Origin of the sequence: Streptomyces sp. 2131.1 (genome assembly GCF_900105515.1) — a bacterium.
GTDB lineage: Bacteria > Actinomycetota > Actinomycetes > Streptomycetales > Streptomycetaceae > Streptomyces > Streptomyces drozdowiczii.
In genome coordinates this window covers 4,232,687-4,253,631 of the sequence record NZ_FNSY01000001.1, presented here as the reverse complement: position 1 = coordinate 4,253,631, position 20,945 = coordinate 4,232,687, and the positions used below count along the sequence as shown (strand labels likewise).

The window sequence follows — 20,945 nt, the reverse complement described above, 5'->3', positions numbered from 1 at the left end:
GGCACCCGCCCCCTGGTCAGACGAGCCGGCGCGCGCCCGCCGACGGCACCGCGGGGAAGACGCCCGGTGTGCCGTAGCCGGCCGAAGTGAACGCCTCCAGCACGGACTTGGTGACGGTGTCCGCCTGCGCCTCCTCGACCAGCACGATCGCGGAGCCGCCGAAGCCGCCCCCGGTCATGCGGGCGCCGAGCGCCCCGGCCGCGTTCGCCGCCTCGACCACGAGGTCCAGCTCCACGCAGGAGACCCGCAGGTCGTCGCGGAGCGAGAGGTGCCCCGCCGTGAGGACCGGGCCGGCCGCGCGCACGTCGCCCGCGTCCAGCAGCGCGATGACCTGCTCGACGCGCTGGTTGTCGCCGACCACATGGCGCACGTAGCGCACGACGGACTCGTCCGCGCCGGCCTCCGCCAGCCGGCCGAGCGCGGCGTCCAGCTCCTCGTACGGCAGGTCGCGCAGGGTGCCTATGCCGAGCAGGCGTGCGCCCTCCTCGCAGCCCGCCCGGCGCTCCGCGTACGCCCCGTCGCCCAGCGCGTGCTTGACGCGGGTGTCGACGACCAGGAGCCGCAGCCCGTGCGCGGCGAGGTCGAAGGGGACCTGGCGGCGGCCGAGGTCGCGGGTGTCCAGGTGCAGGGCATGGCCCTCGGTGCAGCAGGCGGACGCCATCTGGTCCATGACGCCGCAGGGCACGCCGACGAACGCGTTCTCGGCGCGCTGGGCGATCACCGCGAGCTCCGCCGCGTCCAGGCCGAGGCCGAAGAGGTCGTTGAGCGCGAGGCCTGTGACGACTTCGAGGGCGGCGGACGAGGAGAGCCCGGCGCCGGTGGGGACGGTGGAGGTCAGCTGGATGTCGGCGCCGGTGATCTCGTGGCCGGCCTCCCGCAGCGCCCAGACGACACCGGCCGGGTAGGCGGCCCAGCCGTGGCCCTCGTGCGGGGTCAGCCCGTCCACGCGGAGCCGGACGACGCCGCCGGGCACGTCGGTGGAGTGCAGCCGCAGCTCGCCGTCGGTGCGGCGGGCGACGGCGGCCCGGGCGGTGTGCGGGAGGGCGAGCGGCATGACGAAGCCGTCGTTGAAGTCGGTGTACTCGCCGATCAGGTTGACCCGGCCGGGTGCGGCCCAGATCCCCTCGGGGGCGCTTCCGTACAGCGCGGTGAAGGAAGCGGTGAGCTCTGCGTGGTCGTCGGTCATGGTGCGGTGGGCTCCTCTCGGCGGGCGAACGTCCAGGCGTCGGAGACGATTCCGGCCAGGTCGGCGCGGGACGGCTGCCAGCCGAGGCGCTCCCTGGCGGTGGCGGCGGAGGCGACGAGGACGGCCGGGTCGCCGCCGCGGCGCGGGGCCGCGGTCTCGGGGACGGGGTGGCCGGTGACCTCGCGGACCGTCTCGATGACCTCGCGGACCGAGAAGCCGTTGCCGTTGCCGAGGTTGCAGATCAGGTGCTCGCCGGCGGTGGCGGCGTCCAGGGCGAGCAGGTGCGCCTCGGCCAGGTCCGCGACGTGGATGTAGTCGCGGACGCAGGTGCCGTCCGGGGTCGGGTAGTCGTCGCCGTACACGGAGATCGACTCGCGCTGTCCCAGGGCGACTTGGAGCACCAGCGGGATGAGGTGGGACTCGGGGCTGTGCCGCTCGCCGCAGTCGCCGTACGCCCCGGCCACGTTGAAGTAGCGCAACGAGACGGCGGCCAGGCCGTGGGCCGCGGCCTCACCGGTGATCATGTGGTCGACGGCGAGCTTGGTGGCGCCGTACGGGCTGGTCGGGGCGGTGGGGTCGGACTCCGTGATGGGGCTGGAGACCGGCTCGCCGTAGGTCGCCGCGGTGGACGAGAAGACCAGAGTGCGGACCCCGGCGTCGCGCATGGCGGCGAGCAGGGCGGTGGAGCCGCCGACGTTGTTGACCCAGTACTTCTCGGGGTCGGCGACGGACTCGCCGACCTGGGAGTACGCGGCGAAGTGCAGGACCCCGTCGTAGGAGGCGTCGAGCCACTTCGCGGCGTCCTGGATACGGCCCTCGATGAAGTCGGCGCCGGCCGGGACGCCCTCGCGGAAGCCGGTGGAGAGGTCGTCGAGGACGGTGACGGCGTGGCCGGCCTCGAGGAGGTGCTGGGCGACGACACTGCCCACGTAACCGGCGCCACCGGTGACCAGGTACTTCTTCGGGGACTTGCTCACTCGCTCGCTACCTCTCGCAGTCGCTGGGCCGCGGTCTCCGGCGGCACGTCGTTGATGAACACGCTCATGCCGGATTCGGAACCCGCGAGGAACTTCAGCTTGCCGGAGGTCCGTCGGATGGTGAAGAGCTCGAGGTGGAGCCCGAAGTCCTCACGTCCGGGGACCCCGAACGGCGCCTGGTGCCAGGCGGAGATGTACGGGGTCGGCGGCTCTCCGGGTCCGAAGATCCGGTCGAATCGCCTCAACAGTTCCAGATAGACCTGTGGGAACTCCGTGCGCGCCTCCTTGTCCAGCTCCCGCAGGTCGGCGACGCGGCGGCGCGGGTGGAGGTGGACCTCGTACGGCCAGTGGGCGGCGTACGGGACGAAGGCGATCCAGTGCTCGGCGGCGAGGACGATCCGGGAGCCGTCGGCCTCCTCGCGGGCCACCACGTCGTCGAAGAGGTTGCGGCCGGTCTTCGCGTGGTGGGCGGCCATCGAGCGCAGCATCAGCTCGGTGCGCGGGGTGACGAAGGGGTAGCCGTAGATCTGGCCGTGCGGGTGGCCGAGCGTGACGCCGATCTCGGCGCCCCGGTTCTCGAAGCAGAACACCTGCTTGACCTGCGGGAGCCGGGACAGGGCCGCGGTGCGGTCGGTCCAGGCGTCCAGGACGAGCCCGGCCTGCTCCTCGGTGAGGTCGGCGAAGGAGGCGTCGTGGTCGGAGGTGAAGCAGACGACCTCGCAGCGGCCGGAGTCGCCGGCGAGCGAGGGGAAGCGGTTCTCGAAGACGGCGACGTCGTAGTCGGGCTCCGGGATCTCGCTCTGCCGGCCCTCGCGCGAGGGGCACAGGGGGCACTCGTCGGCGGGCGGGTGGTAGGTCCGGCCCTGGCGGTGCGAGGCGATGGCCACGCTGTCGCCGAGCAGGGGGTCGCGCCGGATCTCGGACGAGGTGGAGACGGCGTCGAGGGGGCGCGTGTCGACGGTCTTGCGTGCCCTGTCCTCGCGGCTGTCGTAGTAGATCAGCTCCCGGCCGTCGGCGAGCGTCGTAACCGTCTTCTTCACCAGGCTCCTCCCACCCAACATAAGCAAACACAATGAACCACAAGTCAACAGTTGCGTCAATGAGTCGACGCCGGTGGGCAGACGGGCGATGCGAGGAGGATCACGGCCGTCCTGAAGGCTGTGATTCCGGCAATACGATCACAAACAAACAAAGAACCCCTTGGGAACTGTTCACTTTCCGAACACAAGAGCGTAGTTTCCTTCGGGTTCAGTTCGCGCAACGAAGCGAGACCCCCACATGCAATATCTGGCAGCAGGGCTCCGGCTCCCCACGAACGGGCTCGACTACACGATCCTGGCGATCTACTTCGCCGTCGTCCTCGGCATCGGCTTCGCCGCCCGGGCGAGCGTGAAGACCAGCCTGGACTTCTTCCTCTCCGGACGGTCACTGCCCGCATGGGTGACCGGTCTGGCCTTCGTCGCGGCGAATCTCGGTGCCACCGAGATCCTCGGCATGGCGGCGACGGGCGCGCAGTACGGCGTCGCGGTGGTGCACTGGTACTGGATCGGTGCCATCCCCGCGATGGTCTTTCTCGGCCTCGTGATGATGCCGTTCTACTACCGCTCCAAGGTGCGCTCCGTCCCGGAGTTCCTGCTCCACCGCTTCGACAAGTCGGCGCACCTGCTGAGCTCCATACTCTTCGCCTTCTCGGCGATCCTCATCGCGGGCGTCAACCTGTACGCCCTGTCGATCGTCGTGGAGGCGCTCCTCGGCTGGCCGCAGTGGGTCGCGATCGTCGTCGCGGGCCTCTTCGTCCTCGTCTACATCACGATCGGCGGGCTCTCCTCCGCGATCTACAACGAGGTGCTCCAGTTCTTCGTCATCCTCGCCGCGCTGATCCCGCTGACCCTGCTGGGCCTCAAGCGCGTCGGTGGCTGGGACGGGCTCAGCGACTCGCTGGAGAAGAGCCACGGCCACGACTTCATGACGGCCTGGGGCGGCACCTCCATCGGTGACGCCAACCCGCTCGGCGCCAACTGGCTGACGATCATCCTCGGCCTGGGCTTCGTGCTCTCCTTCGGCTACTGGACGACGAACTTCGCCGAGGTCCAGCGGGCCCTGTCCGCGAAGAACCTCTCGGCCGCCCAGCGCACCCCGCTGATCGCCGCCTTCCCGAAGATGTTCATCGTCTTCCTCGTGATGATCCCGGGCCTCGTCGCCGCCGTGGTCGTGCCGAACATCGGCGCCGCCGGCTCGGACACCACGTACAACGACGCGATCCCGCTGCTGATGCGCGAGCTGCTGCCCAACGGTGTGCTCGGCATCGCGGTGACCGGTCTGCTGGCCGCGTTCATGGCGGGCATGGCCGCCAACGTCTCCTCGTTCAACACCGTGTTCACCACGGACATCTGGGCGCGGTACGTGAAGAAGGACCAGCCGGACGCGTACTACCTGCGCTTCGGCCGGCTGATCACGGCGCTCGGCGTGCTGGCCTCCATCGGCACCGCGTTCATCGCCGCCAGCTTCTCCAACATCATGAGCTACCTGCAGACGCTCTTCTCGTTCTTCAACGTGCCGCTCTTCGTGGTGTTCATCATCGGCATGTTCTGGAAGCGCGCCTCGATGAAGTCCGGTGTCTGGGGCCTGCTGGCCGGCACCACTGCCGCGATGGTCAACTACTTCGTCATCTACAAGCAGGGTGTCATCGACATCCCGAGCGACCAGGGCGCCAACTTCGTCTCCGCGATCGTCGGCTTCGTCGCCGGCGCGGTCGTCATGATCGCGGTCACGCTCTTCACCGCTCCCAAGCCCGAGGCCGAACTCGCCGGCCTCGTCTACGGAACCGAGTCCCCGGACGCCGCCGAGGTGCCCGACGAGGGCGACAGCGCCTGGTACCGCAGGCCCGCACTCCTGGGCTGGGGAGCCATCGTGCTCGCCGCCCTGTGCTACGTCCCCTACTCGTTCTGATCGGAGTAACCCACCATGTCCGACCTGCACAAGGAAGTCTCCGACCTGGAGCAGAAGTCCGCCACGGCGGCCCGCCTCTTCGACATCCGGCGGATCATCGGCGGCCTCTTCGTGGTCTACGGGATCATCGTGACGATCGCCGGGATCAGCCCGTCCGACGCGGACCTGAAGAAGGCCCAGGGCGTCCACATCAACCTCTGGACCGGCCTCGCCATGCTGGCGCTCGGCCTGTTCTTCCTGGTCTGGATGAAGCTGCGCCCGGCCCAGGCCCCGGCGCACGCCCCGGAGGACACCACCCCTGAGAAGTAGTACGCCGTCGCTCCGCAGGGGCCGGACACCGTCAGCCGACGGGGTCCGGCCCCTGCCGCGTCACCGCCGCCCGGTCCAGCAGCCCGGTACGGGCGGCCAGCGCGGCGGCCTCCAGCCGGGAGCCGACGCCGAGCTTCATCAGGACGCGCTGGACGTGCGTACGCGCGGTGCTCGGCGCGATCCGCATCCCGGCCGCGATCAGCCGGGTGTCCTCGCCCTCCGCGACCCGGACCAGCACCTCCACCTCGCGCGGGGTGAGCATCCTCAGCAGCCGGCGGCCCTCGTCGTCGGGCTGCTCCACCGGGTCGAGCAGCTCGGCGAAGGCGGCCTGGAGGAGTTGCGGCGCGATGGCCGCCTCCCCGGAGCGGGCCTTCACCATGGCGCGCTCCACGCCCTCGATGCGCTCGTCGTGCCGGACGTACCCGGCGGCCCCGGCCGCGAAGGCGGCGGCGATGCCCCGGGGGCTGGGCACCGGGCCGAGCACCACGACCGCGGTCTGCGGGCGCTCCCGCCTGATCCGGACGACGGGGTCGAAGGTCCCGGGCACGGCGGGCGACGCGGTGCCGAACAGGCAGACCTCCGGTGCCCGTCCGACGACGAGGTCGGCGGCCCCGGTGGTGGGCGCGGCGGCGGCCAGCACCCGGTGACCGCGCAGTTTCAGCGCCGAGGCGAGCGCCTCGGCGAGCAGCCGGTGGTCGTCGACCACCATGAGCCGGACGCTCATCTCCCCATCCCCCTGTACACCGTCCCGGGCCCCCCGGCCCTCCAGGGCCTGCAAGTTACACGGCCGGATACGCGTGTGGGGGTGGAACCGGCCGGTTCCACCCCCACACGCGTGCGCGTACTCAGCTGGTGCGGAAGGACACCACCAGGTACTCCTTGTCGTCGTACGTGGTCTTGCGCGGTGCGCTGATCATCGTCTCGGAGATGAAGAACCGGCCCTGCTCGTACCGGAATTCGGCATAGTCCGAGGAGAAGCTGGTCTCCGCGTCCCGGATGGCCTCGTCGGCCGGGTTGCGCATGAGGACCGTCTGCTTGAAGGTGCTGCCGTCGATGGAGACGACCTCACCGCCCTTGTCGTACGGGGGTTCGCGGTACGCGATGATGTTGCCGCCGTCCATGCGCAGCGGGAACATCGTGAACTTCTCGCCCGCGTCGGCCCGGTCGCCGGTCTGCTTGCCGGTGGTGAGGTCGAAGGAGACGATCTCGTTGGTCCGGCTGAAGCTCTCGCCGGTGCCGTCGTGCTCCTCGGTCGGCAGGTAGATGCGGTTGTTGCCGACGGCGAGGTGCTGGCAGCTCTCGACCTTGGTGGAGCGGCAGTTGGCCGCGTACTTCTCCGCGTCGGCGGAGATGCGGATCTTCAGCTTGCCGGTGGCCTCGTCGATCGAGAAGAAGTCCGAGATGCCACTGCCGTCACCGGCGGTGTCGCCGACGTCGGCGGCGACGACGAGCGGCTTGGTGGAGACGATGCTCGCGTAGTCGACGCCGGGCGGCATCTTGTACGAGGAGAGCGGGGCGCCGGTCGTCGGGTTCAGCGCCTGGATGATGAGCTGCGGGTCGTCGTACGAACCGCACTTGCGGACCACGGCGAGGGCCTCGCCGCCGCCGTACCCCTTGTCGTAGCAGCCGTCGGTGGAGACCTTCGGCTTCCACAGCTCGGCGCCGGTGTCGAGCTTGAAGGCGGCGCCGCCGTCGCTGCCGCCGGCGGCGACGGTGTTGCCGCTGACGGTGACCTCGTCGAACCGGACGGCGTTGTCACCGCTGCTGGACGCGGTGACCTGCTTGCTCCAGATGAGCTTGCCGGTGGTCAGGTCGAGCGCGCCGATCCGGTTGCAGCTGGCGTACTTGGTGGTCTTGCTGCGCTTGGTCTCCTCGAAGGCGATGGCCGTCTTGAAGTCCTTGCTCATGTGCGCGGAGGCGGCGCAGAGCTGGCCCTCCAGCGGGATCGACCAGAGCTTGGTGCCCTTGTCCAGGTCGTAGCCGACGATCTCGTTGACGCCCGTCTTCACGTACGCCTTGTCGGTGACCCAGGAGCCGGAGACGGTGGTGACGTCGGTGACCTTGGGCTGCGGGAGCTGGAAGCCGACGGTCGAATCGACGTTCGCCGGGGCCTTCTCCTTGCCGCCGCCTCCGGTGGAGCCGCCGTCCTTGTCGCCGCCGCTGCCGCCCTTGTTCTCACCCGTGGTGCCGGCGGAGGTGCCCGCCTCGTCCTTCTTGCCGTCCCCGTCCTTGGAGACGTACCAGATGCCGCCGCCGACGATCAGTGCGACGGCCACCACGGCGCCGACGATGATCTGCGCCTGCGTGGAGAACTTCTTCTGCCCGTTGCCGCCCTGCTGGGGCGGGTACGGGGCGGCCGGCTGCATGGGTGCGGTCGGGTAGCCGTACGGCTGCTGCTGGCCCTGCTGCGGGAAGCCGTAGCCCGGCTGCGTGGGCGGCTGGCCCTGCTGCGGGAAGCCGTAGCCCGGCTGGGTCGGCGGCTGGCCCTGCGGGAAGCCGTAGCCCGGCTGGGTCGGCGGCTGCGCCTGCGGGTAGCCGTAGCCCGGCTGCTGCTGGGGCGGGCCGGGGGGCGGCGGGGAGCCGTAGCCGCCCGGGGGCGGGGTGGCCGGGGGCGGGGTCGCCGGGGCGGGCGGGGTGGCCGGCGGCTTGCCGAACGGGTCGCCGGACGGCGGCGGGGTCGGGGCGCCGAAGCCGCCGGGCGGCGGGTCCTGCGGCGCACCGAAGCCGCCCGGGGGCGGGCCCTGGGGCGGATCGTTGGGCGGCTGCTGGGGCGGCTGGGTCATGGCGTTGCGTACCTCGGGAAAGGGGGGCGGTCGGTGGGCCGGGGCCGGCCGCGGGCGGGGCTGTGCCCGTCCGCGGCCGGCAGGGGTTCGTCCGGGCGGTGCTGAGCCGTCAGCTGCCGAAGGCCATCATGGTCTTCGTCTCCAGCTCTTCCTTGTCGTTGCTCGCGCTGACCCGCCCGCTCGCGATGAACGAACGGCCGTCCGCGTACAGGACCTTCGGGTTGTAGAACGACCGCTCGACCGACGAGGTCGACTCCGGGTGCTGGAGGACGGTCTTCGGGCTGCCGCCCGACGGGGAGAGGGTGGCGATGCCCCCGCCCTTGCCGTAGCCGCCGTCCACGTAGAGCAGGACGTCGCCGCCCTCCATCCGCAGCGGCTTCATGGTCTGCTCCGACGGGGAGTCGGCCTTCCACTTCGGCTTGCCGGTGTTCAGGTTGAACGCGACGACCTTGTTGGTGCGGGCGGTGCCGCTGGTGTCGTCCTGCGTCGCCATGTAGAAGGTGTTGGCGTCGGCCGCGACCCCGGTGCAGCCGTCGAGGCGCTGGCCGAAGATGGTGAAGCCGCCGCCGCAGTCCGGGGCGAACTTGTCGTTCTTGTCACCGATCAGCTGGGAGCGGAGCGTGCCGTTCTCGCGGAGCGCGAGGATGCTCCACTTCTTGTCGTCGCTGCTGCTGCCCTTGGTGAGGGACACGATGAGCGGGGTCACCGAGTAGACCTTGTCGACCTCCCAGCCGCGGGCGGGCTTGTAGGTCCACTTGGCCTTGCCGGTGTTCGGGTCCAGCTCCTCGATCTCGTGCTGCGGGTTGTTGACGTCGCTGGTACGGCAGTTGACCGCGGCGATCAGCTTGGCGCCGCCGGCGAACGCGAACGGCTGGCAGGTGCCGGACCGCTTGCCGAACACCTCCTTGCCGTCGCTCACCCGGAAGGCGTTGGCGGCACCGGTGCGGCCGGCCGTCACGGTGTCGCCGCTGATGGCCATGGAGAGGTCCGACATCATGTCGAAGAGGCCGCTCTTCTTGACCTCCTTCTTCCACCCCGCCTTGCCGGTGTTGAGGTCGATCTGCTGGAGCGCGGAGCAGTCGGCCTTGTCGGTGGTGCCGTTCTTGATCGCTATGACGATCTTGCCGTCGGCGGTGGTCTGCTCGGGCGCGGAGCAGATGTCCGCCGGAAGCTTCAGCGTCCACTTCTGTGCGCCGTCGGCCACCGAGTAGCCGGAGACCGTGCGGTACATGCCCTTGACGATCGTGTCGCCGACGATCCAGGGGCCGTACACGTCCGCGCCGTTGCGCGGCAGGTCGACGTCGTTCTTCTGGAGCCAGAGGACCTTGGCCTCGCCGTCCTTGCGGCCGCTGTTGAGGTCGTCGTCCTCCCGCCCGGTGCCGTTGCCGTCGCCGTCGTCCACGGAGGGCGAGACGGACGGCTTCGTCACCTGCTCGCTCTTCTTGGCGACCGGCTTGTCGTTGCCGCTGTCGTCCCCGCTGGTCGCCAGGTAGACGCCGCCACCGACGAGCAGCAGCGCGACCACCGCGGCACCGGCGATCAGGAGGGGCTTGCGCTTGGACGGACCGCCGGGGCCGGGGGGAACGGGCGCGCCGGGGTACTGCTGCGGCGGGAAGCCGTACCCGGCCTGCGTCTGCTGGTTGTACGGCCCCGGCTGCTGCGGCTGTCCGTACGGACCGGCCTGCGGCTGCCCGTAGGGCCCGGGCTGCTGCGGCTGCTGGCCGTAGGGGCCCGGCTGCTGCGGCTGCTGGCCGTACGGTCCGGGCTGCTGGGGCTTGTCGTACGGGCCCGGCTGCTGCGGGTAGCCGTAGCCCGGCTGCGTGGGAGGCGGGGTCGGCGGCGCGGCGGGGGCCTGCGGCGGGGCGGCCGGCGGCGGCGGAGTCTGCGGCGGGCCCTGGGGCGGCTGCGGTACCCCGTTCGACGGCTCCTGCGGAGCGCCGAAGCCTCCCTGCGGCGGTTGCTGTCCGGGCGGCTGGGTCATCAGCGCGTCCCCCTTCGTGCGGTCCGGTGCCCGTTCCGGACTCCCCCGCGATCCCGCCGGTGGTCCCCGGGTCGGTCAAGACCCCCCGGACCACGACGGAATGGAGCGAATCGGGCATGGATCCCGCAGTGTCACGTCAGTCGAGCGGGACTTCTTTGTACCACCCGCCGGAGGGGGTCTTCCGGTTCGGTCCACCCCTGTTCCCAAGGGAGGACCGGGCCGTGATGGAGCCGTGATGCTCCGGCCCGTCAGTTCTCGAAGACCGCCATGGACCGCGCCTCGATCTCGTCCCCGTCCTTCTCGCCGGAGACCCTCGTCCGCGACAGGAAGGTGCGCCCGCCGGTGTACGTGATGCGCGGTTCGTAGAAGCCGCGCTCCAGGTCGACGCCGGACACCGGGTGGCGCAGCACGAAGCGCGGGGTGCCGCCGGTGGAGGGGAGCGAGGCGATCCCGCCGCCCTTCCCCTTCATCGCCTCCACGTACATCAGCAGCTTGCCGCCCTCCGTGCGCACCGGGATGGCGGTCTGACCGCCCGGCCCGTCCGCCGACCAGCGGTACTTGCCGGTGGAGAGGTCGAACGCGACGATCTTGTTGCCGTGGCCGGCGACCGCGTCGATCCCGGTGTGCATGTAGAACGTGTTCGCGTCGGCGGCCACACCCACGCAGTTGTCCAGGTTCCCCTTGCTCGTCATCAGGTGCTCGTCGCAGTTGACCTGGAGGTTGTCCGGTCCTCCGGAAAGCTGGGAGCGGTAGGTGCCGTCGGCGTTGAGGGCGAGGATCGCCCACTTGTCGGGGTCGTCCGACTGCTTGAGCGAGATCACCAGCGGGCTGACCGAGTAGATCTGCCCGACCTCCCAGATCTTCTTGAGCTTGTACGACCACAGGGTCTTGCCGGTGGCCGGGTCGATGCGCTCGACCCGCTGGTCCTTGTACTGGTCGTCGGCGGTGTGGCAGCTGACCGCGGCTATGGCGACCGGGCCGCTGGCCAGGCCGAACGGCTGGCACGGGTCCTCGCGTTGGCCGAAGAGCTTCTTGCCGTCGCTGACCCGGAAGCCTTCGGTGCGGCCGGTGCGTCCGGCGGTGACGGTGTCGCCGTTGATGGACATCGCGAGGTCGGAGAGACCGTCCCAGAGGCCCTTGCGGACGAACGACTTGCGCCACCCGGCCTTGCCGGTCCGCACGTCGACCATCTGCAGCGTGTCGCAGTCGGAGCCCTCCGTGGTGTCGTGCCTGATCCCGAGGACGATCTTGCCGTCGGCGGTGGGCTGCGAGGGGGCCGCGCACATCCGGGTGGGCAGCCGGAGGGTCCACTTCAGGGTGCCGTCCGCGACCGAATAGCCGGAGACCGTCTTGAACAGCGCCCTGGCGACGGTGTCCCCGGCGAACCAGGGGCCGAACATGTCGTCGCCGTAGCGCGGCAGGTCGATGCCGCCCTTCTGGATCCAGGCGACCTTCGCCTCGCCGGGCTTCACGCCGGCGTTGATGGTCCGCGCCTCCTCCTCCGGGCTGACCACCGGTTCCCCGGTGGCCCCGCCCTTGGTCGGCGACGGCGTCACCGTGGGCTTCGCGGAGTGGGTCGGGCCCGACAGGGGCTTGTCGTCGTCCCCGTTCCCGCCGGTGGCGAACCAGATCCCGGCGCCGGCGAGGAGCGCCACGGCGACCACGGCCCCGACGATCTTCGCGCCCCTGCCGCGGAACCGTCCGCCTCCGCCCTGCGGGCCGCCCGGCGGCGGGGCGCCGTACTGCTGGGTGGGCATCTGGTGCAGGCCCGGCTGCGTGTACGGGCCGGGCTGGGCGTAGGGGCCGGGCTGGGCGTAGGGGCCGGGCTGGGCCTGTCCGTGACCCTGCGGCGGGTAGCCGTAGCCGGGCTGTGTGTACGGGCCGGTCGCCGGATCGTACGGTGCTCCGAACCCGTCCTGCGGCGGCTGCTGTCCGGGCGGCTGACTCATCTACCGGTCCCCCTGTTCCGTTGTCGCCTGCGAAGCGGCACGTTCGTACCCCGTACCGGGCGAGTCCTCTTTCTACCACCCGCCCCACGGGCCCCCGCAGTCACACCCGTTGCCGCATCGTTGCTACGGCGAACGGTTCAGCGGTCAGGCGTCCTCGGCCAGTTCGAGCCAGCGCATCTCCAATACGTCGCGTTCCGCGACCAGTTCACGCAGCTCGGCGTCCAGTTTCGCCACCTTCTCGAAGTCCGTGGCGTTGTCGGCGATCTGAGCGTGCAGGGTGGTCTCGCGGGTCGACATCTTCTCCAGCTGCCGCTCGACCTTCTGGAGCTCCTTCTTGGCCGCGCGGGCCGCCTGCGCGGAGACCGCGGGCGCCGGGGCGGCGGCCTGCGACGCGGCCGGGGCCGCCGCCGCGGGCGCCGCCGTCCGCGCCTGCTGCTGCCTGCGCTCCAGATATTCGTCGATGCCGCGCGGCAGCATCCGCAGCGACTTGTCGCCGAGCAGGGCCATGACCCGGTCCGTGGTGCGCTCGACGAAGAACCGGTCGTGGGAGATCACGATCATGGAGCCGGGCCAGCCGTCGAGCAGGTCCTCCAGCTGGGTCAGGGTCTCGATGTCGAGGTCGTTGGTCGGCTCGTCGAGGAAGAGGACGTTGGGCTCGTCCATCAGCAGGCGCAGGATCTGGAGCCGGCGCCGCTCACCGCCGGAGAGGTCCCCGACGGGCGTCCACTGCTTCTCCTTGGCGAACCCGAACTGCTCGCAGAGCTGCCCGGCGGTCATCTCCCGCCCCTTGCCGAGGTCCACCCGGTCCCGCACCTGCTGCACGGCCTCCAGGACGCGCAGCTTCGGGTCCAGCTCATGGACCTCCTGGGAGAGGTAGGCGAGCCGGACGGTCTTGCCGACGACGATCCGCCCGGCGGCCGGCTGGACCTCGCCCTCGCTGCGGGCGGCCTCGGCGAGCGCCCGCAGCAGCGAGGTCTTGCCGGCGCCGTTGACCCCGACCAGGCCGATGCGGTCGCCGGGGCCGAGCTGCCAGGTGAGGTGGGTGAGCAGGGTCTTGGGGCCCGCCTCGACGGTGACGTCCTCCAGGTCGAAGACGGTCTTGCCGAGCCGTGCGTTGGCGAACTTCATCAGCTCGCTGGTGTCGCGCGGCGGCGGCACGTCCGCGATCAGCTCGTTGGCGGCCTCGATGCGGTAGCGCGGCTTCGAGGTGCGGGCGGGGGCGCCGCGCCGAAGCCAGGCCAGCTCCTTGCGCATCAGGTTCTGCCGCTTGGCCTCCTCGGTCGCGGCGATCCGCTCCCGCTCGGCACGGGCGAACACGTAGTCGCTGTAGCCGCCCTCGTACTCGTGGACCGAGCCGCGCTGGACGTCCCACATGCGGGTGCAGACCTGGTCCAGGAACCAGCGGTCGTGGGTGACGCAGACCAGCGCGGAGCGGCGGGCGCGCAGATGGCCGGCGAGCCAGGCGATGCCCTCGACGTCGAGGTGGTTGGTGGGCTCGTCGAGGACGATCAGGTCCTGTTCGGCGATGAGCAGCTTGGCCAGCGCGATCCGGCGCCGCTCGCCACCGGAGAGCGGGGCGATGACGGTGTCCAGGCCGTTCTGGAACCCGGGCAGGTCGAGCCCGCCGAAGAGGCCGGTGAGCACGTCGCGGATCTTGGCGCTGCCCGCCCACTCGTGGTCGGCGAGATCGCCGATGACCTCGTGGCGGATGGTGGCCGCGGGGTCCAGGGAGTCGTGCTGGGTGAGCACGCCGAGGCGCAGCCCGCCGCTGTGCGTGACGCGGCCGGTGTCCGCCTCCTCCAGCCGGGCGAGCATCCGGATCAGGGTCGTCTTGCCGTCGCCGTTGCGGCCGACGACGCCGATCCTGTCTCCCTCGGAGACGCCGAGGGACACACCGTCGAGCAGGGCACGGGTCCCGTACACCTTGCTGACCTGCTCGACATTGATGAGGTTGACGGCCACGAACGCTCCAGCTCGAAGGAAGACTCTGGCCTTCAGCGTAGTCGCCGCCGCGCGGACCTCCGTACGAGCGCCCGCCGGGCCCGGTGTACGTTGCGCGCAACGATCAAGAGGTGGGGAATTCAGGGGTGGGGATTGTCATGACACGTCGTACGGTGCGCGGGCTGCTGCCCGTACTGCTGGCCGCGGCCACGGTGACCGGCTGCTCGTCGGACGCGGACTCCGGTGACGGCGCGAAGGCGGAGAAGTCCGCGGCGCCCGCCGCGAAGGCAGCGGCCAAGGGCGGCACGGTCGGGGGCGCCGGCTCCGGCTGCGAGCTGCCGGTGACGTTCGACCTGGCGAAGGACTGGAAGCCGAAGGCCGTGTCGGTCGACCCGGACTCGGAGCTGGCCGAACTCGGGACGCAGGGCCCGGTCACCATGGTCTGCGAGATCGACGCCAAGCCGGCCGGGCACATCGGCTTCCTGCGGGTGTGGCAGGGCAAGGACAAGGGCGCTTCGCCGCGCGAGACGCTGGAGAGCTTCGTCAAGGCCGACGAGAACTCCTCCAAGGCCGTCTACAAGGAGGTCGACGCCGGAAAGCCGGCGCTGACCGAGGTGACCTACACCCTGCACAGCGAGCTGATGGACGAGGACCGCCCCGCCCACGCCTTCGCCCTCTCGACCCCCGGGGGCCCGGTCGTGGTCCACCTCGGCGGCCTGGACTCGGCCGAGCACGGGGGCATGCTCCCGGCGTACGAGCTGGCGAAGGCGTCGGTACGGCTGGGCTGAGGCCCTAGAGAACCGTCGCCCCCGGGGCCGGGGACACCGCCGTGCGCGCCGTGCGGCAGGTTCCCGAGGCGGTGAGGGCGGCGGCCACCCGGCCGGCCGTCGCCTCGTCCTCCGTGAGGAACGCGGTCGTCGGGCCCGAGCCCGAGACCAGGGCGGCCAGCGCGCCCGCCTCGGTGCCCGCCGCCAGCGTGGCGGACAGGGAGGGGCGCAGCGAGAGCGCGGGGGCCTGGAGGTCGTTGCTCAGGACGGCGGCCAAGGCTTTCGCGTCGCCCGACCGCAGGGCGTCCAGGAGCGTGTCCGAGGCGACGGGCCCAGGGACGCGGGTGCCCTCGGTGAGGCGGTCGAACTCGCGGTACACCGCCGGGGTGGAGAGCCCGCCGTCGGCCACCGCGAACACCCAGTGGAAGGTGCCGCCGACCTCGGCCGGGGTCAGCCGCTCGCCCCGGCCGGTGCCGAGCGCGGCGCCGCCGACCAGGCTGAACGGCACATCGCTGCCCAGTTCGGCGCAGAGCGCGAGGAGGTCCTCGCGCGGGGTGCCGGTCCCCCACAGCGCGTCGCAGGCCAGCAGGGCGCCGGCCCCGTCCGCGCTGCCGCCGGCCATGCCGCCGGCGACCGGGATGTCCTTGTCGATGTGGATGTGCACGTCCGGCGCGATGCCGTGGCGCGCGGCCAGCGCGGACGCCGCCCGGGCCGCCAGGTTCGACGCGTCCAGCGGGACCTGCGCCGCGTCCGGCCCGGAGCAGGTGATCCGCAGGCTGTCGGCGGGGGTGACGGTGACCTCGTCGTACAGGCCGACGGCGAGGAAGACGTTCGCCAGGTCGTGGAAGCCGTCGGGGCGCGCGGCCCCGACCGCGAGCTGGACGTTGACCTTGGCGGGGACCCGTACGGTGACACTCACTGGGCGCTCCCGTTCTCGGCGGCGGGCTTGTTCTCGGCGACGGCGGCGAACTCCTCGACCGTCAGGGACTCCCCGCGCGCCTGCGGCGAGATCCCCGCCGCGAGCAGGGCGGCCTCGGCGGCCGGTGCGGAGCCGGCCCAGCCCGCGAGTGCCGCGCGCAGCGTCTTGCGGCGCTGGGCGAACGCCGCGTCGACGACCGCGAAGACCTCTTCCTTGCTGGCCGTCGTCGCCACGGGTTCACTGCGGCGCACCAGCGAGACGAGCCCGGAGTCGACGTTCGGGGCGGGCCAGAACACCTTGCGGCCGATGGATCCGGCGCGCTTGACGTCCGTGTACCAACCGGCCTTCACCGACGGCACGCCGTAGACCTTGTTGCCGGGCCGCGCGGCCAGCCGGTCGGCGACCTCCGCCTGCACCATGACGAGCGTGCGCTCGATGCTCGGGAAGCGGTCGAGGACGGTGAGCAGCACCGGCACGGCGACGTTGTACGGGAGGTTGGCCACCAGCGCGGTGGGCGGCGGGCCCGGCAGTTCCCGTACGAGCATGGCGTCCGAGTGCACCAGCGCGAAGCGGTCGGCGCGGGCGGGCATCCGGGCGGCGACGGTGGAGGGCAGGGCCGCCGCGAGGACGTCGTCGATCTCGACGGCGACGACGCGGTCGGCGACCTCGAGGAGTGCGAGGGTCAGCGAGCCGAGGCCCGGCCCGATCTCGACCACCACGTCGTCCGGCCGCACCTGCGCCGTGCGCACGATCCGGCGGACCGTGTTGGCGTCGATGACGAAGTTCTGGCCGCGCTGCTTGGTGGGGCGTACGCCCAGCGCGTCGGCCAGCTCGCGGATGTCTGCGGGGCCCAGGAGGGCGTCGGGCTCAGTGGTACTCACCTGTAAAGCGTAAGGCGCTCGCGGAGCTGCTTCGCCGCTCAGCGGGCTCGTCGTCCGAGCCGCGTAAGTCGACTCACGCGGCTCGGGCCCCCGCTCAGTAGTCGAAGGCCCGCGCCGTGTTGTCCGCGATCGCCTCGGCCAGCGTGTCCTCGTCCAGGCCCTTCACCGCCGCCATCGCCCGCAGCGTGACCGGGATCAGGTACGGGGCGTTGGGCCGCCCCCGGTACGGCGCCGGGGTCAGGAACGGGGCGTCCGTCTCGACCAGGACCAGTTCCAGCGGGGCGACCGCCAGTGCGTCGCGCAGGGGCTGGGCGTTCTTGAAGGTCATGTTGCCGGCGAACGACATGAAGTACCCGGCGTCCGCGCAGATCCGCGCCATGTCCGCGTCGCCGGAGTAGCAGTGGAAGACGGTCCGCTCGGGCGCCCCCGCGTCCGCGAGGATGCGCAGGACGTCCGCGTGGGCCTCGCGGTCGTGGATGACGAGGGCCTTGCCGTGCCGCTTGGCGATCTCGATGTGGGCCCGGAAGGACTCCTCCTGGGCGGCCATGCCCTCGGGCCCGGTCCGGAAGTGGTCGAGCCCGGTCTCGCCGACCCCGCGTACGTGCGGCAGCGCGGCCAGCGCGTCGATCTCGGCGAGGGCGTCGTGCAGCGCGGCCGTACCGCCCCCTTCACGCGCCCCCTGCCGCGACCAGCCGTCCGGGTCCCCGTGCACGATGCGCGGCGCCTCGTTCGGGTGGAGGGCCACCGCCGCGTGCACGTTGGCGTGCGCGGCGGCGGTCTCGGCGGCCCAGCGGGACCCCTTCACGTCGCAGCCCACCTGGACCACGGTCGTCACGTTCACCGCGGCGGCCCTGGCGAGGCCCTCCTCGACGGTGCCGTCCTGCATGTCCAGGTGGGTGTGCGAATCGGCGACCGGCACCCGGAGGGGTTCCGGCAGGGGCGGGGCTTCGGTGCGGCTCATGGCCCCGATCGTACGAGGATCGCGGCGCACCGGCCTACGGGGTCACTTGCGGAAGGGGTGCAGGAGGTCGGACAGGTGCCAGTGGTGGCCGGCGGCCGGGGCGGCGGTGGCGGCCACGGGCTCCGCGGCCGGCTCCTCCGGGACCAGCGGACCGGCCGGGGGCTGGGAGCGGCCGGGGTTGCGCAGGAGCTGCTGGACGGTCGATACCCGGCCGGCCCGCATGATCCGTACGACGTGCCCGCCGCAGTTGGCGCAGGTGGGGGTGGAGAGGGGCGAGGGCACCCGTTCACCGTCCGCCTTGTAGACCACGTACGCGTGACCGGACGCGTCGACGTGGTGCTCTATCTCGTAGGACTGCTCCCACCCGTGTCCGCACCTCATGCAGGCGAAGGCGTATGCCTCGTGCGCGGTGGTTGCTGTGGTGTCGCTCATGCCTGCTCCTCTTGTCCGTCGGACAAGCACTCCGGAGAATGCGCCCTGTCTTCCAGTGGACGCCTTCTCCGGCGGGAGCGCACCGGGCCCTGCCGAGTGTTGGAGCGGTTTTGGCCTCGTCGTGGTCAAAGGGGCCGGTACGCGGCTCTCGCTTTGCTTTTCACGATAGTCCTTTGCCGTCCGCATGGCCGGTCCGAGCAGCGTTCTTTGCCGCGACGACGGCGTCGAAGACCTCGCGTTTGGGCAGGCCGGCCTCGGTGGCGACGGCGGCGATCGCCTCCTTGCGCCGCTCCCCCGCCTCCTCGCGCACCCGCACCCTGCGCACCAGCTCCTCGGCGTCCAGATCCTCCCCGCCCGAGGGCGCGCCCTCGACGACGACGGTGATCTCGCCGCGTACCTGCTCGGCGGCCGACCAGGCGGCCAGCTCGCCCAGCGGACCGCGCTTGACCTCCTCGTACGTCTTGGTCAGCTCGCGGCACACGGCACCCCGCCGCTCCGCGCCGAAGACCTCGGCCATCGCGGCGAGGGTGTCGTCGAGCCGGTGCGGGGCCTCGAAGAAGACCATCGTGCGGGGCTCGCGGGCCACCTCGCGGAGTTTGGAGAGGCGCTCGCCGCCCTTGCGCGGCAGGAACCCCTCGAAGCAGAACCGGTCCACCGGCAGCGCGGACAGGGCCAGTGCGGTGAGCACGGCGGACGGGCCGGGCACGGCGGTGACCTTGATGTCCTGCTCCACTGCGGCGGCCACCAGCCGGTAGCCGGGGTCGGAGACGGACGGCATCCCGGCGTCCGTGACCAGCAGCACCCGGGCGCCGCCGGCCAGGGCCTCGACGAGTTCGGGCGTACGGGCGGACTCGTTGCCCTCGAAGTAGGAGACGACCCGCCCCGTGGTGTGGACGCCGAGCCCCTGCGTAAGCCGGCGGAGCCTGCGGGTGTCCTCTGCGGCGATGACGTCGGCCGCCTCCAGTTCGGCGGCGAGGCGGGGCGGGGCGTCCGCCAGGTCGCCGATGGGGGTCCCTGCGAGCACGAGCGTTCCAGTCGTTCCAGTCACAAGCCCCATCCTCCCGCACGGGGAGCACCGCTCCCACAGACGTGTTCCCTACGATGGCGCGGTGACGAGTACTGCGCCCGAAGCCCGGCAGGGCCAAGACGCCGGGGAACAGCACGGCCCGGAGCCGACCTCCTGGCAGCGGCGGCTGCGCCGCTTCGGCCATTCCCCGCGCCCCGGAATCGGGCTGCGGGAGCGGCTCATTCCGCCGTACACCCGGCCCGGGAACCAGCTGTGGGCGGTGCTCGGCGTGCCGCCGCTGCTCGCCGACCGGCTGGTGCGCTGGTCGGCGTGGGGCGGTCCGCTGCTGGTGGCGGCGGTCGCGGGGGTGCTGCGCTTCTGGAAGCTGGGCAGCCCGCACGCGGTGATATTCGACGAGACGTACTACGCGAAGGACTCCTGGGCGCTGATCAACCAGGGGTACGAGGGCGCGTGGCCCAAGGACGTCGACAAGCTGATCCTGAACGACCCCTCGCAGGTGCCCGTGCCGACCGATCCCGGGTACGTGGTGCACCCGCCGGTCGGCAAGTGGATCATCGGCATCGGTGAGCAGATGTTCGGGTTCACGCCGTTCGGCTGGCGGTTCATGGTCGCCGTGCTCGGCACGCTGTCGGTGCTGATGCTGTGCCGGATCGGGCGCCGGCTGTTCCGCTCGACGTTCCTCGGCTGCCTGGCGGGCGGGCTGCTCGCGGTGGACGGGCTGCACTTCGTGATGAGCCGCACCGCGCTGCTCGACCTGGTGCTGATGTTCTTCGTGCTGGCCGCGTTCGGCTGCCTGCTGATCGACCGCGACTGGGCCAGGCGCCGGTTGGCGGCGGCGCTGCCGGTGGACGAGGAGGGCGTGCTGCGCCCGGACGCCCGGGTGGCGGAGAACCTGCGCCTGGGATGGCGGCCCTGGCGGATCGCCGCCGGTGTCTCGCTGGGCCTGGCCTTCGCCACGAAGTGGAACGGCCTCTACATCATGGTCGCGTTCGGCCTGATGACGGTGTTGTGGGACGCGGGCGCGCGCCGCGCCGCCGGGGCCGTGCGCCCGTACACGGCGGTGCTGCGGCGGGACGTGCTCCCGGCGTTCGTCTCGGTGGTGCCGGTCGCGGTCGCCACGTACCTCGCGTCCTGGACGGGCTGGATCGTCCGCAACTCGCCGGGCCACCGCGGCTACTACCGGGACTGGGCGGCGACCGAGGGCAAGGGCGGCCACTGGACCTGGCTGCCGGACTGGCTGCGCAGCCTGTGGCACTACGAGTACCAGGTCTACGAGTTCCACGTGAACCTGACGTCCGGGCACACCTACCAGTCCAACCCGTGGAGCTGGATCGTGCTCGGCCGGCCCGTCTCGTACTTCTACGAGGAGCAGAACGGCTGCCCGACGTCGTCGACCGGCAAGTGCGCCCGCGAGGTGCTGGCGATCGGGACGCCGCTGCTGTGGTGGGCGGCCTGCTTCGCCCTGGTGTACGTGCTGTGGCGGTGGATCTTCCGCCGCGACTGGCGGGCGGGCGCGATCGCCTGCGGGGTGGCCGCGGGCTGGGTGCCGTGGTTCCTGTACCAGGAGCGCACGATCTTCCTCTTCTACGCGGTCGTGTTCGTGCCCTTCCTGTGCCTCGCGGTGACGATGATGATCGGCGCGATGCTGGGCCCGGCGGCGGACACCGGGGAACGGTACGAACTCGGCCTGGCCAAACCGGACCCCTCGGGTGAACGGCGCCGGACGCTTGGGGCGGTGGCGGCCGGTGTGCTGGTGCTGCTGATCATCTGGAACTTCATCTACTTCTGGCCCCTGTACACCGGAACGTCCATCCCGGAGGACTCCTGGCGCGACCGGATGTGGCTGGACACCTGGATCTGATAGGCAGCCGTTCACGCCATTC

General features: G+C 71.5%; 17 protein-coding genes. 4 read left to right on the top strand and 13 right to left on the bottom strand.

Annotation, left to right across the window (positions count from 1 at the left end; genetic code table 11):
* Positions 1-16 precede the first annotated feature (16 nt).
* Genes galK through galT form a run of 3 tightly spaced genes read right to left on the bottom strand, consistent with a single transcriptional unit; the run spans position 17 to position 3,203 of the window.
* Positions 17-1,186, bottom strand: coding sequence for a galactokinase (gene galK / locus BLW14_RS19150; protein ID WP_093708466.1), 1,170 nt, complete (start codon positions 1,184-1,186; stop codon positions 17-19).
* Complete coding sequence (gene galE, locus BLW14_RS19145; RefSeq protein ID WP_093708465.1) at positions 1,183-2,163, bottom strand: UDP-glucose 4-epimerase GalE; 981 nt, start codon at positions 2,161-2,163, stop codon at positions 1,183-1,185. Before galE ends, galK begins: the two co-directional genes overlap by 4 nt.
* Positions 2,160-3,203, bottom strand: coding sequence for a galactose-1-phosphate uridylyltransferase (galT, locus tag BLW14_RS19140; protein WP_093708464.1), 1,044 nt, complete (start codon positions 3,201-3,203; stop codon positions 2,160-2,162). Before galT ends, galE begins: the two co-directional genes overlap by 4 nt.
* 238 nt (positions 3,204-3,441) lie before the next feature.
* Between galT and BLW14_RS19135 the strand changes: the two genes are divergently transcribed.
* Entirely contained in the window at positions 3,442-5,112 is a 1,671-nt protein-coding gene (locus BLW14_RS19135; RefSeq protein ID WP_018524812.1) for a sodium:solute symporter family protein, read from the top strand.
* Positions 5,113-5,127: 15 nt separating this feature from the next.
* A complete protein-coding gene (locus BLW14_RS19130; RefSeq protein ID WP_093708463.1) occupies positions 5,128-5,421 on the top strand; it encodes a hypothetical protein in 294 nt (97 codons plus the stop codon).
* A 31-nt stretch (positions 5,422-5,452) separates the two neighbouring features.
* Here BLW14_RS19130 and BLW14_RS19125 read toward each other — a convergent pair whose 3' ends face one another.
* From BLW14_RS19125 to BLW14_RS19105, 5 genes are all read right to left on the bottom strand, one after another.
* Positions 5,453-6,145 (bottom strand): response regulator transcription factor, encoded by a 693-nt coding sequence (locus tag BLW14_RS19125; protein WP_018524814.1) that lies wholly within the window; start codon positions 6,143-6,145, stop codon positions 5,453-5,455.
* Positions 6,146-6,266: 121 nt separating this feature from the next.
* A complete protein-coding gene (locus BLW14_RS19120; RefSeq protein ID WP_093708462.1) occupies positions 6,267-8,204 on the bottom strand; it encodes an outer membrane protein assembly factor BamB family protein in 1,938 nt (645 codons plus the stop codon).
* Between the two features lie 109 nt (positions 8,205-8,313).
* Positions 8,314-10,185, bottom strand: coding sequence for an outer membrane protein assembly factor BamB family protein (locus BLW14_RS19115; protein ID WP_093708461.1), 1,872 nt, complete (start codon positions 10,183-10,185; stop codon positions 8,314-8,316).
* Positions 10,186-10,433: 248 nt separating this feature from the next.
* Complete coding sequence (locus tag BLW14_RS19110; RefSeq protein WP_093708460.1) at positions 10,434-12,134, bottom strand: outer membrane protein assembly factor BamB family protein; 1,701 nt, start codon at positions 12,132-12,134, stop codon at positions 10,434-10,436.
* Positions 12,135-12,278: 144 nt separating this feature from the next.
* Complete coding sequence (locus tag BLW14_RS19105) at positions 12,279-14,096, bottom strand: ABC-F family ATP-binding cassette domain-containing protein (protein ID WP_093708459.1); 1,818 nt, start codon at positions 14,094-14,096, stop codon at positions 12,279-12,281.
* A 137-nt stretch (positions 14,097-14,233) separates the two neighbouring features.
* Here BLW14_RS19105 and BLW14_RS19100 point away from each other — a divergent pair, with 137 nt between their 5' ends.
* Entirely contained in the window at positions 14,234-14,863 is a 630-nt protein-coding gene (locus BLW14_RS19100) for a lipoprotein (RefSeq protein ID WP_177154030.1), read from the top strand.
* A gap of 4 nt (positions 14,864-14,867) precedes the next feature.
* Here the strand turns inward: BLW14_RS19100 and BLW14_RS19095 are convergent, their stop codons facing one another.
* The 5 genes from BLW14_RS19095 to rsmI form a co-directional block, all read right to left on the bottom strand.
* Positions 14,868-15,761 (bottom strand): 4-(cytidine 5'-diphospho)-2-C-methyl-D-erythritol kinase, encoded by an 894-nt coding sequence (locus BLW14_RS19095; RefSeq protein ID WP_093708457.1) that lies wholly within the window; start codon positions 15,759-15,761, stop codon positions 14,868-14,870.
* Positions 15,758-16,642 carry a 16S rRNA (adenine(1518)-N(6)/adenine(1519)-N(6))-dimethyltransferase RsmA gene (gene rsmA / locus BLW14_RS19090; RefSeq protein ID WP_093708456.1) on the bottom strand — a complete coding sequence of 295 codons (885 nt, stop codon included), beginning with the start codon at positions 16,640-16,642 and terminating at the stop codon, positions 15,758-15,760. The genes BLW14_RS19095 and rsmA overlap by 4 nt, the downstream gene beginning before the upstream one ends.
* Before the next feature lie 94 nt (positions 16,643-16,736).
* Positions 16,737-17,603 carry a TatD family hydrolase gene (locus BLW14_RS19085; protein WP_093708455.1) on the bottom strand — a complete coding sequence of 289 codons (867 nt, stop codon included), beginning with the start codon at positions 17,601-17,603 and terminating at the stop codon, positions 16,737-16,739.
* A gap of 42 nt (positions 17,604-17,645) precedes the next feature.
* A complete protein-coding gene (locus BLW14_RS19080; protein WP_093708454.1) occupies positions 17,646-18,035 on the bottom strand; it encodes a hypothetical protein in 390 nt (129 codons plus the stop codon).
* Between the two features lie 160 nt (positions 18,036-18,195).
* Entirely contained in the window at positions 18,196-19,092 is an 897-nt protein-coding gene (gene rsmI / locus BLW14_RS19075; RefSeq protein ID WP_093708453.1) for a 16S rRNA (cytidine(1402)-2'-O)-methyltransferase, read from the bottom strand.
* A gap of 52 nt (positions 19,093-19,144) precedes the next feature.
* Here rsmI and BLW14_RS19070 point away from each other — a divergent pair, with 52 nt between their 5' ends.
* Positions 19,145-20,923, top strand: coding sequence for a dolichyl-phosphate-mannose--protein mannosyltransferase (locus tag BLW14_RS19070; protein ID WP_093708452.1), 1,779 nt, complete (start codon positions 19,145-19,147; stop codon positions 20,921-20,923).
* Positions 20,924-20,945 lie beyond the last annotated feature (22 nt).

Excerpts from the sequence above, each read along its gene's own strand:
- galK (WP_093708466.1), bottom strand. The coding sequence starts at position 1,186 with ATGACCGACGACCACGCAGAGCTCACCGCTTCCTTCACCGCGCTGTAC.
- BLW14_RS19135 (WP_018524812.1), top strand. The coding sequence starts at position 3,442 with ATGCAATATCTGGCAGCAGGGCTCCGGCTCCCCACGAACGGGCTCGAC.
- BLW14_RS19130 (WP_093708463.1), top strand. The coding sequence starts at position 5,128 with ATGTCCGACCTGCACAAGGAAGTCTCCGACCTGGAGCAGAAGTCCGCC.
- BLW14_RS19125 (WP_018524814.1), bottom strand. The coding sequence starts at position 6,145 with ATGAGCGTCCGGCTCATGGTGGTCGACGACCACCGGCTGCTCGCCGAG.
- BLW14_RS19120 (WP_093708462.1), bottom strand. The coding sequence starts at position 8,204 with ATGACCCAGCCGCCCCAGCAGCCGCCCAACGATCCGCCCCAGGGCCCG.
- BLW14_RS19115 (WP_093708461.1), bottom strand. The coding sequence starts at position 10,185 with ATGACCCAGCCGCCCGGACAGCAACCGCCGCAGGGAGGCTTCGGCGCT.
- BLW14_RS19110 (WP_093708460.1), bottom strand. The coding sequence starts at position 12,134 with ATGAGTCAGCCGCCCGGACAGCAGCCGCCGCAGGACGGGTTCGGAGCA.
- BLW14_RS19100 (WP_177154030.1), top strand. The coding sequence starts at position 14,234 with ATGACACGTCGTACGGTGCGCGGGCTGCTGCCCGTACTGCTGGCCGCG.
- BLW14_RS19085 (WP_093708455.1), bottom strand. The coding sequence starts at position 17,603 with ATGAGCCGCACCGAAGCCCCGCCCCTGCCGGAACCCCTCCGGGTGCCG.
- BLW14_RS19080 (WP_093708454.1), bottom strand. The coding sequence starts at position 18,035 with ATGAGCGACACCACAGCAACCACCGCGCACGAGGCATACGCCTTCGCC.
- rsmI (WP_093708453.1), bottom strand. The coding sequence starts at position 19,092 with ATGGGGCTTGTGACTGGAACGACTGGAACGCTCGTGCTCGCAGGGACC.